We start from the raw sequence: 14,673 nt of genomic DNA on the forward strand, positions 1-14,673 counted from the left end.
CGCTATCATGGGAAAAGCAAAGACAAAGGCAGGTGAGCGATATGCTTCATTATTTTTTGCCAAGCCAATTTGTGAAGCGCGTCATTGACATTCAGCCGGACGAGCTGAAGAAAAAAGGGGTAAAAGGAATTATCACCGATCTGGACAATACGCTCGTTGAATGGGACCGGCCCAGCGCCACGCCGGAGCTGGTCGCCTGGTTTGAGACGGTCAAGCGGGCGGGCATTAAGGTTGTGATCGTATCGAATAATAATAAACGACGCGTGCAGTCGTTTGCCGAACCGCTTGGCATCCCGTTCATCTTTGAAGCGCGCAAACCGCTGACGCGCGCATTTTTGCAGGCACTGGCCATGATGGGGCTGAGCAAAGAGGAAGTCGTCGTCATCGGCGATCAGCTGCTGACCGATGTGCTTGGGGGCAACCGGCTCGGACTGAACACGATTTTAGTCGTCCCGGTCGCCCAGACGGACGGATTATGGACGCGCGTTAACCGGAAAATGGAACGGAAAATTTTAAACGCTATGCGGAAAAAAGGCATGATTTATTGGGAGGAATGATCGTGGAGCCACAACTGCGTTGCATCGGCTGCGGGGCGGCCATTCAGTTCGAAAACCCGAAAAACGCGGGGTATGCGCCAAAAAGCGTGCTCGAAAAAGATGCGGAAGAGGTGATTTGCCAGCGCTGCTTCCGCCTAAAACATTACAACGAGGTGCAAGATGTGCCGCTTGACGATGATGATTTTTTGAGCATGTTGCACCGCATCGGGGAATCGAAGGCGCTTGTCGTCAACATCGTCGATATTTTTGACTTTAACGGAAGCTTTATTCCAGGATTGCCACGGTTTGCGGCTGACAACCCGATTTTGCTTGTCGGCAACAAGGCGGATTTATTGCCGCGGTCGGTCAAATACCCGAAGCTGCTGCGCTGGATGCGCCGCATGGCGGAAGAGCTGGGGCTCTGTCCGGTTGACGTCTGTCTTGTCAGCGCAGCGAAAGGAATTGGCATGGCGAAGGTGATGGAAGCGATCAATCGCTACCGTGAGGGCGGCGATGTCTACGTCGTCGGCTGCACGAATGTCGGCAAGTCGACGTTCATCAATCGCATCATTGAAGAGGCGACCGGCAAAGGGAATGTGATTACCACTTCATATTTCCCGGGGACGACACTCGATATGATCGAAATTCCGCTTGAGAGTGGAGCGACGTTGTATGATACGCCAGGGATCATCAACCATCACCAAATGGCGCACTTTGTCGATGCGCGCGATTTGAAAATCATTACGCCGAAGCGGGAAATCCATCCGCGCGTTTATCAGCTCAACGAAGGGCAGACGCTCTTTTTCGGCGGTTTGGCCCGTCTCGATTACATCAAAGGCGGGCGCCGTTCGTTCGTCTGCTACATGGCCAATGAGTTGACGGTTCATCGGACAAAGTTGGAAAAAGCCGACTCCCTTTATGCCAATCAGCTTGGCGAGTTGCTGTCGCCGCCAAGCAAGCGCTATGCCGCTGAATTTCCGCCGCTTGTGCCGCGCTCGCTGTCGGTGAAAGAGCGGAAGACGGACATCGTCTTTTCCGGACTCGGCTGGGTGACGTGCAACGACCCGGGAGCTCAGCTTGTCGTCCATGCTCCAAAAGGGGTCGACGTATTTATCCGTCAATCGTTGATTTAATGGAAAGCGGGAGGGGGAGAAACGTGGAAAAGGTATACGGGTTGATTGGGTTTCCCGTCGAGCACTCGCTGTCGCCGCTCATGCATAATGATGCATTCGCCTGTTTGGGCATTCCGGCGCGCTATCATTTGTTTTCCGTCGAGCCGGGGCAAGTCGGGGCGGCGCTTGCTGGTGTTCGTGCGCTCGGCATCGCTGGCGTGAACGTGACGATTCCACATAAAATGGCGGTTATTCCGTTTTTGGACGAAGTGGACGAACATGCGCGCCGCATCGGGGCGGTAAATACAATCGTCAATGACAACGGCCGGCTCGTCGGCTATAATACGGACGGACCTGGCTACGTCAAGGCGCTCGAGGAGGAAATGGACGTCAGTCTCGACGGCAAGCGGATTTTGGTGATCGGCGCTGGCGGCGGGGCGCGCGGCATTTACTTTTCGTTGCTGTCGACGGCAGCCAAGCGCATCGATATGACCAACCGGACGGTGGAAAAGGCGGAGCAGCTCGTGCGCGAAGGGGAGGATGGCCGCTCGGCGTATTTTTCACTCGCCGAGGCGGAAACGCGGCTTGACGAATACGATATTATGATCAATACCACTTCTGTCGGCATGCATCCGCGTGTCGAGGCGCAGCCGCTTTCCCTTGAACGGCTGCAGCCGGGGACGATCGTATCGGATATCATTTACAACCCGCTTGAAACGAAGTGGCTGAAGGAAGCGAAAGCACGCGGCGCTCGTGTGCAAAACGGCGTCGGCATGCTCGTGTACCAGGGAGCGCTAGCGTTTGAAAAATGGACCGGCCAATGGCCGGATGTCAACCGGATGAAACAGCTTGTCATCGAAGCGTTAAGGAGGTAACATATGCTGACGGGAAAACAAAAACGGTTTTTGCGGGCGCAAGCTCATCATATCAAGCCGATTTTCCAAGTCGGCAAAGGCGGCGTCACCGAAGAGATGACGAAACAAATTGCCGCCGCGCTGGAGGCGCGCGAACTGTTGAAAGTGAGCGTGTTGCAAAACTGCGAAGAAGACCGCTACACCGTCGCTGAGCAGCTGGCAGCCGGGACGGGGGCCGAACTTGTGCAAGTGATCGGCAATACGATCGTCTTATACAAAGAGTCGAAAGAACACAAACAAATCGTTTTGCCTGACTGACAAGCGGCGCGGCCAAGATGAAACGGCGGGGGGAAGGAAGATGGGAAAAATCGGGATTCTCGGCGGAACGTTCGATCCGCCCCATTACGGCCATTTGATTATGGCGAATGAAGTGCTTGACGCCCTTGAGTTGTCACAAATTTGGTTTCTGCCCAACCGCCTTCCTCCCCATAAGCAGCACGAACAAGTGACGAAAAGCGAGGATCGGCTCCGCATGCTCGAGTTGGCGGTGGCCGGTCATCCATACTTTCATGTTGAGACGATCGAGCTTGAACGGGAGGGGCCTTCCTATACGTACGATACGGTCCAGCAGCTCGTCGCCATGCATCCGGATGATGAGTTTTATTTCATTATCGGGGCGGATATGGTCGAATATTTGCCGAACTGGCACCGCATTGACGAGCTGATTAAGCTTGTGACGTTTGTCGGGGTGAAGCGCCCCGGTTATTCCATGGAAACGCCATACCCGGTCGTCGAGGTGGAGGTGCCGCAGTTTGCCGTCTCTTCGTCGCTTATCCGCCAGCGGGTGCAAAACGGGCAGACGATCCGTTACCTCGTGCCGGAAGGTGTGAGACTTTATATTGAGGAGAAGGGATTATATGGAGCGAGAACAGGCGTTGCTGATTGTGAAACAACAGTTGACGGAGCAGCGCTACGAGCATACGCTTGGCGTTGTCGAAACGGCCGTTAAGCTAGCCAACCAGTATGGCGCCGACGCGAAAAAAGCGGAATTGGCCGCCATTTTCCATGACTATGCGAAATTCCGCCCGGTTGAAGAAATGAAACAAATCATTTTGGCGCACAATATGCCCAACGACTTGCTTGCGTACAACAGTGAATTGTGGCATGCGCCCGTCGGCGCCTATTTGGTGCAGACGGAAGTCGGCATTGACGATCCAGACGTGCTGGATGCCATTCGCTACCATACATCGGGAAGAGCTGGAATGACGCTGCTTGAAAAAATTATTTATTTGGCTGACTATATCGAACCGGGGAGGAAGTTTCCCGGCGTTGAGGAAGTAAGGCGCCTCGCCGAGGAAGATCTCGATCGCGCGCTGTTGCAGGCGGTGAAAAATACGATTGCGTTTTTGCTTGAGAAGCGCCAGCTCATTTATCCAGATACGATTCATGCGTACAATTCACTCGTGCGTGAAGTGAAGGGGGAAGAAAAACAGTGACGGAACAAGAGGCGTTGCAGCTTATCGTTCGCGCCGCGGATGATAAAAAGGCGGAAAACATTGTCGTGCTCAATATGAAAGGCATTTCGCCCGTTGCCGATTATTTTGTCATTTGCCATGGCAATTCGGACAAACAAGTGCAGGCCATCGCCCGCGAAATTCAAGACCAAGCGGAAGAGCACGGCTTAGCGGTGAAGCGGGTTGAAGGATTCCAGGAGGCGAAATGGGTGCTTGTGGACCTCGGCGACATCGTCGCCCACGTGTTTGCGAAAGACGAGCGCGACTATTACAATCTCGAACGGCTTTGGGGGGACGCCCCGATGGAAGACGTCGCGGCTGTGCTGCAGCCATGACCTATGCTCGTTTCGCCGATTGGTACGATGCGCTCATGGCCGAGGCGCCGTATGATGCGTGGCAATCATTTGTCGAGCGGGTTTTCGCCCGATACGCCAAACGGCCGGGACGGCGGGTTGTCGACATCGGCTGCGGGACGGGAGAGCTTGCCATCCGCCTCGCCAAGGCCGGATGGCAAGTATCCGGCGTGGATCTCTCTGAACATATGCTCGCCGTCGCCCAGGCGAAAGCGGAGGCAGCCGGTGTCAACGTGCCGTTTTTCGAGCAAAACATGGCGGAGCTGGACGGATTTTCCGGCCTTGATGGCGCCTTCATTTTTTGCGATGCGCTCAACTATTTGACAGATGAAGAGGACGTGAGACGGACGTTCGCCGCCGTCTCCCGCGCGCTCGGTCCTGAAGGGCTGCTGCTGTTTGACGTCCACTCGGTTTACAAAATGGACGTCTTGTTCCGCAATGCCGTCTTCGCCGATCAAGGCGACGATCTCAGCTACATTTGGACGTGCCATCCGCTTGACTGGCCGCACAGCGTCGGGCACGAACTGACGTTTTTCGCCCGCCGCGGCGATCTTTACGAGCGCTATGACGAATGGCACGAACAGCGCACGTTTGAGCGCGCTGTCTATGAGCGATGGCTCGATTCCGCTGGCTTTGAGGTGCTCGAGGTGACCGCCGATTTCACCGATGCGCCCCCGACCGAGACGGCGGAACGGTGGTTTTTTGTGGCGAGGAGGCGATGAGGGCGAGATCGACAAAAACGAAGGCGCTGTTGCCAGCGAAGCATTGGAGACATGGTTGAACACTGCGCCAAATAGGATGAAAAGAAGGAAAGAGCCGCATGGCTCTTTTTTTTATGCGCATGTGGAAAAGAAGGGGGTGAATGTATGGCCAAACGTTGCGATCGACGCGATTGACGGCTGGGAAATTGAAAAAGATGTGTGAGTTAGAAGGATTATGCACCCGGCTATTAAGCCGGGTGAGGATTGAAACAAATTTGGTCAGGCCAAGCAGGAATTTGCCGCTTGCTGTCGAATTCATGTTCACGAAAATTGTTGCTTCACCTTTTCCACATCTTCTTGAAACTTCTCATGTGTTTTCGCCAGCACTTCTTCGAAGACGCCGTCGAGCCGCTGTTCGAGGACGGCGATTCCTTCCCCGGTGATTCCGCCTTTGACGCACACTTTTTCCTGCAGCGTCGGGAGCGTGTACAAGTTTTGCTTCATCAATTCCGCGAAGCCGATGATCATGTCGGTCACCAGCATCGTCGCCTGTTCTTTCGTGATGGCGGTTTTGGCCGCTGCGGCGTCGATGAAGCGTTGCAGCAAATAGCTGAAAAACGCCGGACCGCAGCTGGAGATGTCGGAAGCGACGCGGGTGATGGCCTCATCGATATACACCGGCGAGGCGATGCGCCGGAGAAGATCATCGATCGTTTGCCAGCAGTCGGCCGAACAGCGTGATCCGATTGTGATGAGTATGCTGCCGGAGAGCGCGCGGTTTGTGATGCTCGGAATGGCGCGCACGACTTGGCAAGGGACGGCTGTTTCAAGCTGTTTTACGCTGATCGGGCTTGTGATCGACACAAGGCAATGCTCCTTTGTCCAGTGCGGGGCCAGCTGCTGCAACAATGGGTGGATGTCGAGCGGTTTGACGCATAAAAAAACGAGACTGGATTGTTTGACGACTTCAGCCGCATCGGCAACCACTGCCATGCCGGGATGCGCGCGTTGTATCGCGAACGCTTTCGCAAGCGTACGGTTCGTGATGACGAGCTGATCCGCTTTCACAGCACCGGAGTCGAGGAACGCTTCGATTAAGATGGTGCCCATATTCCCCGTACCGATGACACCGATGTTCATGTGTTGTCCCCCCTCCCGGTTTTGGTTCACCGGAAATCTCTTTTTTGATATGTATGAGAAAAAGGCTCGGTTTATGACTTGAGATGGAAAGGATGGGATCGTATGTGGGAGCATGTGCAGGAGCTTGGCAAACGGTATGGAAAAGTCGGGATGTTCTTGTTGTTTGCCGCGGCGGCGGGGTTATGGGTGTTTCATCATCCGACGGATGAAAAGGGGCAAGTCGTTTTGCCGGCGGCGGCTGAAACGGATGCCGCCCGGACGGAAGAAAAAAAGAACGAGGCGTCAAAAACCGCTGTGGTGGATGTGAAAGGGGCGGTCGCGAACCCCGGAGTGTATGAGGTGGCGGCGGACGCTCGCGTTCGCGATGCCATCGCCCTAGCTGGCGGATTGACGGATGAGGCGGATGAAACGAAAGTCAATTTGGCAGCAAAAGTGCATGATGAAATGATGATTTACGTGCCGAAAAAAGGCGAGGATGCACCGGCGTCAAATGCCGTCAGCAAGTCTCCAAGCGATGGGGATCGAAACGGGATGCAAGTGGCCATCAATACGGCGACGGAAGAGGAGTTGATGCAGCTTCCCGGCATCGGACCGGCGAAGGCAAACGCGATCATCGCCTATCGTGAAGAACACGGGCCGTTTCGGCGGGTGGAGGATTTGTTGAATGTGACTGGAATTGGTGAAAAAACGCTGGAGAAATTGAAGCCGTATTTGCTTGTTCCGTAAGCGAGGCGGGGGAGGGCAATGCTTCTTAATTTATGGCGGATCAAGGCTGCTGTGGACGTTTTTCGGCGTTGACGGGGGCAAGAGGCAGTGGGTAGACTAAAAGCATGGACACGAGCGGAGGGATGGAAAATGGAACGCATCACATGGGATCAATACTTTATGGCGCAAAGCCATTTGCTTGCGCTGCGCAGCACGTGCACGAGGCTCGCCGTCGGAGCAACGATCGTGCGCGATAAGCGCATCATCGCCGGCGGGTACAACGGGTCGATCGCCGGCGGCGCCCATTGCATTGATGAGGGGTGCTACGTCATTGACGGTCATTGTGTGCGGACGATTCACGCCGAAATGAACGCGATTTTGCAATGCGCCAAGTTCGGCGTCCCGACCGAGGGGGCGGAGATGTATGTCACTCATTTTCCGTGCTTGCATTGCTGCAAGGCGATCATTCAAAGCGGCATCCGCGCGGTCTATTACGCCCAAGACTACAAAAACCACCCGTACGCCTTGGAGCTGTTTGCTCAAGCTGGCGTCCGTCTCGTGCAAGTGCCGCTGAAAATGGATGTGTTCGCCTTGCTTTCCGGCGGCGGGGAATCATGAAAGGACAAGCCGTCTATCCCGCTGCGGCGGCGCTTTTGGCCGTCGCGGCGGCCTCGCCGTCCCCAACCGCCTGTCTTCTCCTCGTTGTGTATCTCCTTCTTCTTTTCATCCGCCGGCCGCACTGTTTCCTTCCTTCTCTCGTTGCCGCTCTCTCCTTTTTTGCCTATTTTCTCATCGTTGACTATCATAACAACACTTCCCTTTCCGGCGGCCGACATTCGCTTTCCGTTCGTTTTTCCGCCGCGCCGGCAATTGACGGTGATCGATTGCAGGCGGCGGTGCAAGCTGGCAAGGAGCGGGTGCAGCTCCGTTACATCATTCGGACGGCTGCGGAAAAAGAGACGCTGCAAGCGCACCTGGTGCCTGGAACGGTATGCCGCGTCACCGGAACGCTTGAGCGCCCGATGCCAGCTGGTAATCCGTATGCGTTTGATTACCGCCTTTATTTGCGCCGCCACCGCATTCATTGGCTCTTTCTCCCTGAGGCGATCGATCTCTCTGCTTGCATGCGCGTCCGTCCCACTATCATCGAACGTCTTGAAGCCATTCGCGAGGCTGGCGTCCGCCGCATTGAAGCCCGGTTTCCGCCGGAAGCGGCTGGCATCGCCGCTGCACTGATTTATGGGGAGCAGCGCACCCTTGATGAGTCGGTCCTTGAAGGGTATCAGCAGCTCGGTCTCATCCATCTGCTAGCCATTTCAGGAGGGCATGTCACGCTGCTGATTGGCGCTGGTTTTGCCGGTGCGATTCGCTTCGTGACGAGGGAAGCCGTGCTGGCAGGGCTGTTGGCGTTTTTGCCTGTGTACGCCGTTCTCGCTGGCGCTTCGCCGTCGGTGCTGCGCGCTTGTGTGACTGGGATGATGGTGTTGGCCGTTCAGTGGAAAAAAGGAAGGATCCATCCGCTGGATGCGTTGAGTTGGACAACGCTTGCCTTGCTCGTCTTTGATCCCTATATGGTTTGGGATGTCGGTTTTCAGCTGTCGTTTCTTGTCACATTTGCTCTTCTTGCCCATGTGTCGGTGCTCGCCTCTGCTCGTTCGATGCTCCAAAACTTGCTTCAGACCGCGCTCGCCGCTCAGCTTGCCGCACTGCCGATTTTGCTTTACCATTTTTATGAAATTTCTGTTTGGAGCATAGGGCTGAATGTCTTCTTCGTCCCTTGGTATTCATTTGTCATTTTGCCACTCGCGTTTCTATCTGCAGTTTTTCCCTTTTCTCCGTTCATTTGGCTGTTTAGCCGTCTCATTGAGCTGACAGACGCGGTTGTCTATTTTTTCGCGGCCGATCACCCGTTTATGCTTGTGCTCGGCCGTCCGGGTCCGTGGTGCTTAGCTGGCTATCTGACGGCCATCACGGCGGCGTTTTTGGATTGGGAACGCGGCCGCCTGATCCGCGGATTGACAGCGGTGGCGGCGGCGACGGCGCTTCAGCTGGCCGCCCCATACGTGGATCCGCACGGGGAAGTGACGGTATTGGATGTTGGGCAGGGGGACTGTATTTATATTGAGCTTCCTTATCGAAAAGCAGTTTATCTCATTGACACGGGCGGGGCGGCAGAATGGGGAAAGGAATCGTGGCGCAGGCGGGCTCACCCGTTTTCCGTCGGCCGCGATGTCGTCGTCCCGTTTTTAAAAGCGCAAGGGGTGCGAACGATCGATAAGCTCATATTGACGCACGATGATGCCGACCATATCGGGTCCGCTCCTGAGGTGTTCGAAGCGGTCAAGGTGAAGGAAATGGTCACAAGCCCGGGGGCGCTGCCGCGCGTCCAAAAGATGGCGCGCCCGTTTTCCGGGCCGGTCCGCACCGCTGTGCGGGGAGAAAGATGGACAGAGGGAGGCGTGCAGTTCATTGTGCTCCACCCAGAAAAAGGCAACAACGAGGACAACAACGGTTCGCTTGTGTTGCTCGCCCGTCTCGGCGGCTTGATATGGCTGTTTGCTGGGGACATCGAAGAAGAGGCGGAACAGGCGCTCATCGATGCTTATCCGACGCTGCGTGCCGATGTATTGAAAGTCGCCCACCACGGCAGCAAAACGTCGACAACAGAGCCGTTTTTGCGGACAATCAAGCCGCAAGCGGCCATCATTTCCGTCGGGCGCTACAATCGCTACGGGCATCCGTCCTCCGAGGTGCTTATGCGGCTTAGGCAACAGCGGGCGATCGTTTGGCGGACGGATGAAAACGGAGCTATTCGCTATGTGTATGGCGAAAACGGTGGAACCTTTCAGGTGATGAAACCATAAGATGTAGTGCACAAAAAAAGCGGAACGTTTCAGCCAAAACAAAAAATAAGGATTGCTTATGTAAGCAATCCTTATCGACCGAAAAATTCGATCAACGTTGCGATGATGAACATGGTAGCGAAAAAGCCGAACGACACGATGAATCCGACGGCGGAATCGACGGCGTCATTTCGTTGGTTTTGCACTTCCTTTTCAAATACGTTCATCGTTTTCCCCCTCCTCGTTCAATCATTTTTAGTATAGACGAAAACGTGTGAAAAATCTACCGCCGCTCGCTTCTTTTCCTTCCTTGACAACAGTTGACACAAATACTTTCAAACAGCCGGGAAAACATAAAAATAACCCGCTGGCCAATAAGGTCCTAGGACTTATAGGCTGGCGTTTATATAAAGGGGAACCGGTTTTTTCGGAAGCCGGTTCCCTTGTAAAATGACGAAAAACGGTGTATCTTTTCTAGCAGAGACGTTTGCTAGGGAATGGAGACGGGAACATGCTGGAACGCGTATGGGGAAACATGGAAAAACGGCGTTTTTCTCTTCTTTATTTATTATACGGCAATGAGCCGTTTTTATTAACGGAAACGTATGAGCGATTGGTGAACGCAGCGCTTGGCCCCGAGGAGCGCGAGTGGAACTTGGCTGTGTACGACTGCGAGGAAACGCCGGTCGAGGCGGCGCTTGAGGAGGCCGAGACGGTGCCGTTTTTCGGCGAGCGGCGCGTCATTTTGGTGAAGAATCCATATTTTTTTACGGCGGAAAAGGACAAAGAGATCGAGCACGATTTGGCTAAGCTGGAGAACTATTTCAGGGCGCCGGCGCCGTTCTCGATCGTCGTCTTTTTGGCGCCGTATGACAAGCTCGATGAGCGGAAAAGAATTACCAAGCTCGCCAAGGAGCAGTGCGAAGTTGTGGCCGCCGCCCCGCTCGCCGAAGCGGAGCTGCGCGCTTGGGTGCGCCGCCGGTTGGAAAGCCAAGGAGCATCGGTGGCCGAGGAAGCCATTGAGCTGCTTTTGCAGCGGGCCGGAACGCGGTTGTCCGCGCTGGCGAACGAAATCGACAAGCTCGCTTTGTTTGCCGGACCGGGCGGAGTGGTGGATGAGGCGGCCGTCGAGCAGCTTGTCGCTCGCACACCGGAAGAAAACGTCTTTGCGCTTGTCGAACAAGTGGCGAGGCGCGATATCCCGGGAGCATTGCAGACGTTTTACGATTTGCTTGAACATAATGAGGAGCCGATCAAAATTTTGGCGTTGCTTGCAAGCCATTTCCGCCTGTTGGCGCAAGTGAAATGGCTCGCCCAAACAGGTTATGGGCAGACGCAAATCGCTTCGGCCCTCAACGTGCATCCGTTCCGCGTCAAGCTCGCCCTTGCCCAAGCCGCCCGCTTTTCCGATGCGGAGCTGACGGAAGCGATCACCGAGCTGGCCGCCGCTGATTATGACGTAAAAAGCGGAGCCATGGACCGCCGGTTGGCCGTTGAGCTGTTGTTGATGCGTTGGGGCGCTCGCCCGGGGCGGAAAAGCCAGCGATAAAAAGCATGCGCCGTTGGCTTTTTTGCCGTCTGCTTCGCCTGCATGGCGGCGCCACAAAGAAAAAAGAGGGGACAAAAAAACGACCTGGCGCCAGGTCGTTTTTTATTAGGAAGCTTGAATGCTGTTCAATTTTTTCGCTAAGCGCGATTTTTGCCGGCTGGCGGCATTTTTATGGATAAGGCCTTTGCTCGCGGCTTTGTCTAATTTTTTCGACGCGACAATGAACGCTTCTTTCGCTTTTTCCACGTCTTTCAATTCAACGAGCGCTTCAAATTTTTTGATAGCCGTGCGCATGGCCGATTTCATCGAGGCGTTGTGGGCCCGACGTTTTTCGCTCGTTTTCGCGCGTTTGATCGCCGATTTAATGTTCGCCACGTCCGTTCACCTCCGTTATCGTTCCGATTTTTGCTCTGAACAAGAACAAGTGTTATTCTATCAAACGTGTTTTGATTATGCAAGAGTGTTCAAGCAAAAATCCTTTACGAAATATGAATGACGGCGCTTCATTGCGGCGACAATAAAAGAAAACGGCACAAGGAGGAACGACATGAAACAGCCGCTCGATTTGCGCATGTATTCGGTGCGCACCGACTTGGCGATCGAGGCGCATGAAATTGCGGTCGAGGAGCGTTTGCAACAAAAAAAGGAAGGCGCCTCCCCGATTGAGGGGGTCATCATCCGCGACCAAGAGATCGATGGCGTCAAGCTGTCGCACGCGCACGTCACAGAACAAGGAGCGGCATCGATCGGCAAAAAGCCGGGCCATTATGTGACGATTGAGGCGCAAGGCATCCGTGAACAAAATACGGAATTGCAGCAAAAAGTGCAGCGTATTTTTTCGGAACAACTGAGCGCCTTTTTACAACGGCTCCGCATTCCCGAGCAAGCGAGCTGCCTAATTGTCGGGCTTGGCAACCAAAACGTCACGCCGGATGCGCTTGGGCCGCTGACGGTGGAAAACGTGCTTGTCACCCGTCATCTGTTTCAATTGCAGCCGGAAAGTGTTGAGGAAGGATTTCGCCCGGTGAGCGCCCTCGCTCCAGGGGTGATGGGAACGACCGGCATTGAGACGAGCGATATTATTGATGGCGTCGTCCGGAAAACGAAGCCGGATTTTGTCATCGTCATCGATGCGCTGGCCGCCCGTTCAATCGAACGGGTCAACGCGACGATCCAAATTTCCGACACCGGCATCCACCCCGGCTCGGGCGTTGGCAATAAGCGGAAAGAACTGAGTTACGAGACGCTCGGCATCCCGGTCATCTCGATCGGCGTCCCGACGGTCGTCGATGCCGTTTCGATCACAAGCGATACGATCGATTTCATTTTAAAGCATTTCGGCCGCGAAATGCGCGAAAGCCAGCGGCCGTCAAGCGCGCTGGCTCCGGCCGGCTGGGCGTTCGGGCGCAAAAAGAAGCTGACGGAGCAAGATATGCCGTCGCCAACCGAACGGTCGACGTTTCTCGGCATGATCGGCACGCTTGGTGATGAAGAAAAGCGGCGTCTGATTTACGAAGTGCTCGCCCCGCTCGGTCATAACTTAATGGTGACGCCAAAAGAGGTCGATTCGTTCATCGGCGATATGGCGAACTTACTGGCCGGCGGCTTGAACGCGGCGCTGCACCGGCAGGTTGACCAAGGCAACGTCGGCTCTTACACCCACTAGACAAAAAACGGTTCTATCTTTCCCGGCTTGGCCATACGTTAAAGTGAGGAGACAAGCCGGGAAAGGGTGGGAATATGAAACGATGGCGCTCCCCCAACGTCGTGATCGCCGTTCCAGGAGCCAGCTTAAAAAAACTGTTTATGCTCATCATCCTTGGATGCATGATGATGTTTATGCTCGTCGGAGCGCTTACGTCGCTGCGGCCCGAATACCGTCCGTCGTCATCATCGCTGAACGATATGGCCGCCCATTTTCCGGAGGAGATGTTCATTCGCCTGTTTGGGCTCGAAAACCGGTATTTTCTCCAAATGCTTCCAAAAGAGCGGCAACAGACGAACTATTCATCGCTGTTGTTCCGCTTGGCGACAAGCATCAACCCCGACGATCCGCGCAGCTTGCTCGGCAGCGAGCTACCGGGCTTTGCCTTGTATGACAGCAAAATTTTAATCGCCGGAGAAGGGACCGACTACACGAACATCCCGTATGAGTCGGCGCCGCCGCTGGAAGTGATGTTTGCCGAGCGGCAGGCGTCGGTCGAGGAGCTTGAGCAAGCCGAGCAAACCCAAGACGAAAAAGCGCTCCCTCCCCCGAAGCAAACGACGCAAGGCCGAAAAGTCGTCTATATTTACCATACACATACGCGCGAGTCGTATTTGCCGGCTTTAAAAGGCGTAACCGATCCAAATTTGGCGTTTCATCGGAGCGTGAATGTGACCGAAGTCGGGGAGAAATTGATGGAAGAATTGGAGAAGAGGGGCATCGGCGCGCAAGTGAACAAAACCGACATCGAAGCGGAGCTGTTGAAAAAAGGAATGCCATACACACAGGCGTATAACATGTCGCGGCAGACGGTCGTGGCAGCGATGAAGCAAAACCGTGACTTGCAATATTTTATTGACATTCACCGCGATGCGCGTCGCCGGAAGTATACGACCACGACGATCAACGGTGTTGATTACGCGCGCGTGGCGTTTATCATCGGCGGTGAGAACGCGGAATACGAAAAAAACTTGCAGCTGGCGACCGAGCTGCACCATTTGCTGCAGAAGAAATACCCGGGGTTGAGCCGCGGGGTCATTAAGAAGCAAGGAGCAGGAACCAATGGGAAATTTAACCAAGATTTATCCGGGAACGCCATTTTAGTGGAGTTTGGCGGCGTCGACAATACGTTCGCCGAGCTGTTCCGTTCGGCTACGGCCTTTGCCGATGTGTTCAGCGAGTATTATTGGCAGGCGGAAAAAGTCGAGGCGCCGGCTCCGGCGGAGAAAAAGTAAAAAGGGGCATCGCATATGGCAAGATGGTTCATCCGGTTTAGCGCAGCGCTTTTCCTCTTGTTTTTTGGCGTGCTGCTCGGCATGCAGCAGGCGCACCGCGGTATTGAGAAGATGCGCGGCTATGCGGATCCGTCGCTTCCCGCCGTCATTGATCTCGAGAAAAACGGAAACGGGGAGATTGAGGCAGCCGTGTTCGGGCAGACAGTGGCGGCGGGCGATTTGCAGAAAAAACAAGAAGTGGTTCGGGAACTGAAAACGTTCAACCTCTTTTCTGAACTCGGCCGGCGGCTGGCCGATGGCGCAACCGCGCTTGTGGAAACGTTGCTGTCATTCGCTGGGCGGGCCGTCGACTAAATCGGTCCGCCGCTTTCGGCGCGGCGCCGGCAGACGATTTACCGCCTCGTATGGGCGGCTTTTTTGTTTGTC

The 14,673-nt window shown here is 54.9% G+C and carries 18 protein-coding genes; 15 read left to right on the forward strand and 3 right to left on the reverse strand.

Features of this window, described 5'->3' with window-relative positions:
• Positions 1-41 precede the first annotated feature (41 nt).
• Genes AP057_RS02195 through AP057_RS02230 form a run of 8 tightly spaced genes read left to right on the forward strand, consistent with a single transcriptional unit; the run spans position 42 to position 5,091 of the window.
• Positions 42-557: a YqeG family HAD IIIA-type phosphatase gene (locus tag AP057_RS02195; RefSeq protein WP_055357964.1), complete on the forward strand. Its 516-nt coding sequence runs from the start codon at positions 42-44 to the stop codon at positions 555-557.
• Positions 558-559: 2 nt separating this feature from the next.
• Entirely contained in the window at positions 560-1,669 is a 1,110-nt protein-coding gene (yqeH, locus tag AP057_RS02200; RefSeq protein WP_033014730.1) for a ribosome biogenesis GTPase YqeH, read from the forward strand.
• A gap of 23 nt (positions 1,670-1,692) precedes the next feature.
• Positions 1,693-2,523 carry a shikimate dehydrogenase gene (gene aroE, locus AP057_RS02205; RefSeq protein WP_049624294.1) on the forward strand — a complete coding sequence of 277 codons (831 nt, stop codon included), beginning with the start codon at positions 1,693-1,695 and terminating at the stop codon, positions 2,521-2,523.
• A gap of 3 nt (positions 2,524-2,526) precedes the next feature.
• The gene (yhbY, locus tag AP057_RS02210; RefSeq protein ID WP_033014727.1) at positions 2,527-2,820 is read left to right on the forward strand and encodes a ribosome assembly RNA-binding protein YhbY; all 294 of its coding nucleotides are present in this window, start codon (positions 2,527-2,529) and stop codon (positions 2,818-2,820) included.
• A gap of 40 nt (positions 2,821-2,860) precedes the next feature.
• On the forward strand, positions 2,861-3,511 hold the full coding sequence (locus AP057_RS02215) for a nicotinate-nucleotide adenylyltransferase (protein WP_033014726.1): 651 nt from the start codon (positions 2,861-2,863) through the stop codon (positions 3,509-3,511).
• Positions 3,420-3,998 carry a bis(5'-nucleosyl)-tetraphosphatase (symmetrical) YqeK gene (yqeK, locus tag AP057_RS02220; RefSeq protein ID WP_033014725.1) on the forward strand — a complete coding sequence of 193 codons (579 nt, stop codon included), beginning with the start codon at positions 3,420-3,422 and terminating at the stop codon, positions 3,996-3,998. The genes AP057_RS02215 and yqeK overlap by 92 nt, the downstream gene beginning before the upstream one ends.
• Positions 3,995-4,351, forward strand: a complete 357-nt coding sequence (gene rsfS / locus AP057_RS02225) for a ribosome silencing factor (RefSeq protein ID WP_033014722.1) — start codon at positions 3,995-3,997, stop codon at positions 4,349-4,351. The genes yqeK and rsfS overlap by 4 nt, the downstream gene beginning before the upstream one ends.
• Entirely contained in the window at positions 4,348-5,091 is a 744-nt protein-coding gene (locus tag AP057_RS02230; protein WP_055357965.1) for a class I SAM-dependent methyltransferase, read from the forward strand. The genes rsfS and AP057_RS02230 overlap by 4 nt, the downstream gene beginning before the upstream one ends.
• A 300-nt stretch (positions 5,092-5,391) precedes the next feature.
• Here the strand turns inward: AP057_RS02230 and comER are convergent, their stop codons facing one another.
• Positions 5,392-6,210: a late competence protein ComER gene (comER, locus tag AP057_RS02240; RefSeq protein ID WP_049625188.1), complete on the reverse strand. Its 819-nt coding sequence runs from the start codon at positions 6,208-6,210 to the stop codon at positions 5,392-5,394.
• 102 nt (positions 6,211-6,312) lie between these two features.
• Here comER and AP057_RS02245 point away from each other — a divergent pair, with 102 nt between their 5' ends.
• From AP057_RS02245 to AP057_RS02255, 3 genes are all read left to right on the forward strand, one after another.
• Positions 6,313-6,936, forward strand: a complete 624-nt coding sequence (locus AP057_RS02245) for a helix-hairpin-helix domain-containing protein (RefSeq protein WP_033014716.1) — start codon at positions 6,313-6,315, stop codon at positions 6,934-6,936.
• Between the two features lie 129 nt (positions 6,937-7,065).
• Positions 7,066-7,533, forward strand: a complete 468-nt coding sequence (locus AP057_RS02250) for a ComE operon protein 2 (RefSeq protein ID WP_033009609.1) — start codon at positions 7,066-7,068, stop codon at positions 7,531-7,533.
• Positions 7,530-9,779: a DNA internalization-related competence protein ComEC/Rec2 gene (locus AP057_RS02255; RefSeq protein ID WP_055357966.1), complete on the forward strand. Its 2,250-nt coding sequence runs from the start codon at positions 7,530-7,532 to the stop codon at positions 9,777-9,779. The genes AP057_RS02250 and AP057_RS02255 overlap by 4 nt, the downstream gene beginning before the upstream one ends.
• A 71-nt stretch (positions 9,780-9,850) precedes the next feature.
• On the opposite strand, the gene AP057_RS15935 is transcribed toward AP057_RS02255, so the two are convergent.
• Entirely contained in the window at positions 9,851-9,985 is a 135-nt protein-coding gene (locus tag AP057_RS15935) for a YqzM family protein (protein WP_033014714.1), read from the reverse strand.
• Positions 9,986-10,269: 284 nt separating this feature from the next.
• Between AP057_RS15935 and holA the strand changes: the two genes are divergently transcribed.
• A complete protein-coding gene (gene holA / locus AP057_RS02260) occupies positions 10,270-11,307 on the forward strand; it encodes a DNA polymerase III subunit delta (protein ID WP_033014713.1) in 1,038 nt (345 codons plus the stop codon).
• 105 nt (positions 11,308-11,412) lie between these two features.
• On the opposite strand, the gene rpsT is transcribed toward holA, so the two are convergent.
• Complete coding sequence (gene rpsT, locus AP057_RS02265; RefSeq protein WP_055357967.1) at positions 11,413-11,682, reverse strand: 30S ribosomal protein S20; 270 nt, start codon at positions 11,680-11,682, stop codon at positions 11,413-11,415.
• A gap of 172 nt (positions 11,683-11,854) precedes the next feature.
• Between rpsT and gpr the strand changes: the two genes are divergently transcribed.
• The 3 genes from gpr (at position 11,855) to AP057_RS02280 (ending at position 14,601) form a co-directional block, all read left to right on the forward strand.
• Positions 11,855-12,973 carry a GPR endopeptidase gene (gene gpr / locus AP057_RS02270; protein WP_055357968.1) on the forward strand — a complete coding sequence of 373 codons (1,119 nt, stop codon included), beginning with the start codon at positions 11,855-11,857 and terminating at the stop codon, positions 12,971-12,973.
• A gap of 74 nt (positions 12,974-13,047) precedes the next feature.
• A complete protein-coding gene (spoIIP, locus tag AP057_RS02275; protein ID WP_033014709.1) occupies positions 13,048-14,247 on the forward strand; it encodes a stage II sporulation protein P in 1,200 nt (399 codons plus the stop codon).
• A 15-nt stretch (positions 14,248-14,262) separates the two neighbouring features.
• On the forward strand, positions 14,263-14,601 hold the full coding sequence (locus AP057_RS02280; protein ID WP_033009625.1) for a DUF3679 domain-containing protein: 339 nt from the start codon (positions 14,263-14,265) through the stop codon (positions 14,599-14,601).
• Positions 14,602-14,673: the final 72 nt, after the last annotated feature.

Origin of the sequence: Geobacillus sp. Sah69 (assembly GCF_001414205.1) — a bacterium.
In the GTDB taxonomy this organism is placed as follows: domain Bacteria; phylum Bacillota; class Bacilli; order Bacillales; family Anoxybacillaceae; genus Geobacillus; species Geobacillus stearothermophilus.

Bases quoted from the DNA above. Each gene is read 5' to 3' on its own strand.
- AP057_RS02230 (WP_055357965.1), top strand. From the start codon at position 4,348: ATGACCTATGCTCGTTTCGCCGATTGGTACGATGCGCTCATGGCCGAG.
- yqeK (WP_033014725.1), top strand. From the start codon at position 3,420: ATGGAGCGAGAACAGGCGTTGCTGATTGTGAAACAACAGTTGACGGAG.
- gpr (WP_055357968.1), top strand. From the start codon at position 11,855: ATGAAACAGCCGCTCGATTTGCGCATGTATTCGGTGCGCACCGACTTG.
- comER (WP_049625188.1), bottom strand. From the start codon at position 6,210: ATGAACATCGGTGTCATCGGTACGGGGAATATGGGCACCATCTTAATC.
- yhbY (WP_033014727.1), top strand. From the start codon at position 2,527: ATGCTGACGGGAAAACAAAAACGGTTTTTGCGGGCGCAAGCTCATCAT.
- spoIIP (WP_033014709.1), top strand. From the start codon at position 13,048: ATGAAACGATGGCGCTCCCCCAACGTCGTGATCGCCGTTCCAGGAGCC.
- AP057_RS15935 (WP_033014714.1), bottom strand. From the start codon at position 9,985: ATGAACGTATTTGAAAAGGAAGTGCAAAACCAACGAAATGACGCCGTC.
- AP057_RS02250 (WP_033009609.1), top strand. From the start codon at position 7,066: ATGGAACGCATCACATGGGATCAATACTTTATGGCGCAAAGCCATTTG.
- AP057_RS02280 (WP_033009625.1), top strand. From the start codon at position 14,263: ATGGCAAGATGGTTCATCCGGTTTAGCGCAGCGCTTTTCCTCTTGTTT.
- AP057_RS02215 (WP_033014726.1), top strand. From the start codon at position 2,861: ATGGGAAAAATCGGGATTCTCGGCGGAACGTTCGATCCGCCCCATTAC.
- AP057_RS02255 (WP_055357966.1), top strand. From the start codon at position 7,530: ATGAAAGGACAAGCCGTCTATCCCGCTGCGGCGGCGCTTTTGGCCGTC.
- holA (WP_033014713.1), top strand. From the start codon at position 10,270: ATGCTGGAACGCGTATGGGGAAACATGGAAAAACGGCGTTTTTCTCTT.
- AP057_RS02245 (WP_033014716.1), top strand. From the start codon at position 6,313: ATGTGGGAGCATGTGCAGGAGCTTGGCAAACGGTATGGAAAAGTCGGG.
- AP057_RS02195 (WP_055357964.1), top strand. From the start codon at position 42: ATGCTTCATTATTTTTTGCCAAGCCAATTTGTGAAGCGCGTCATTGAC.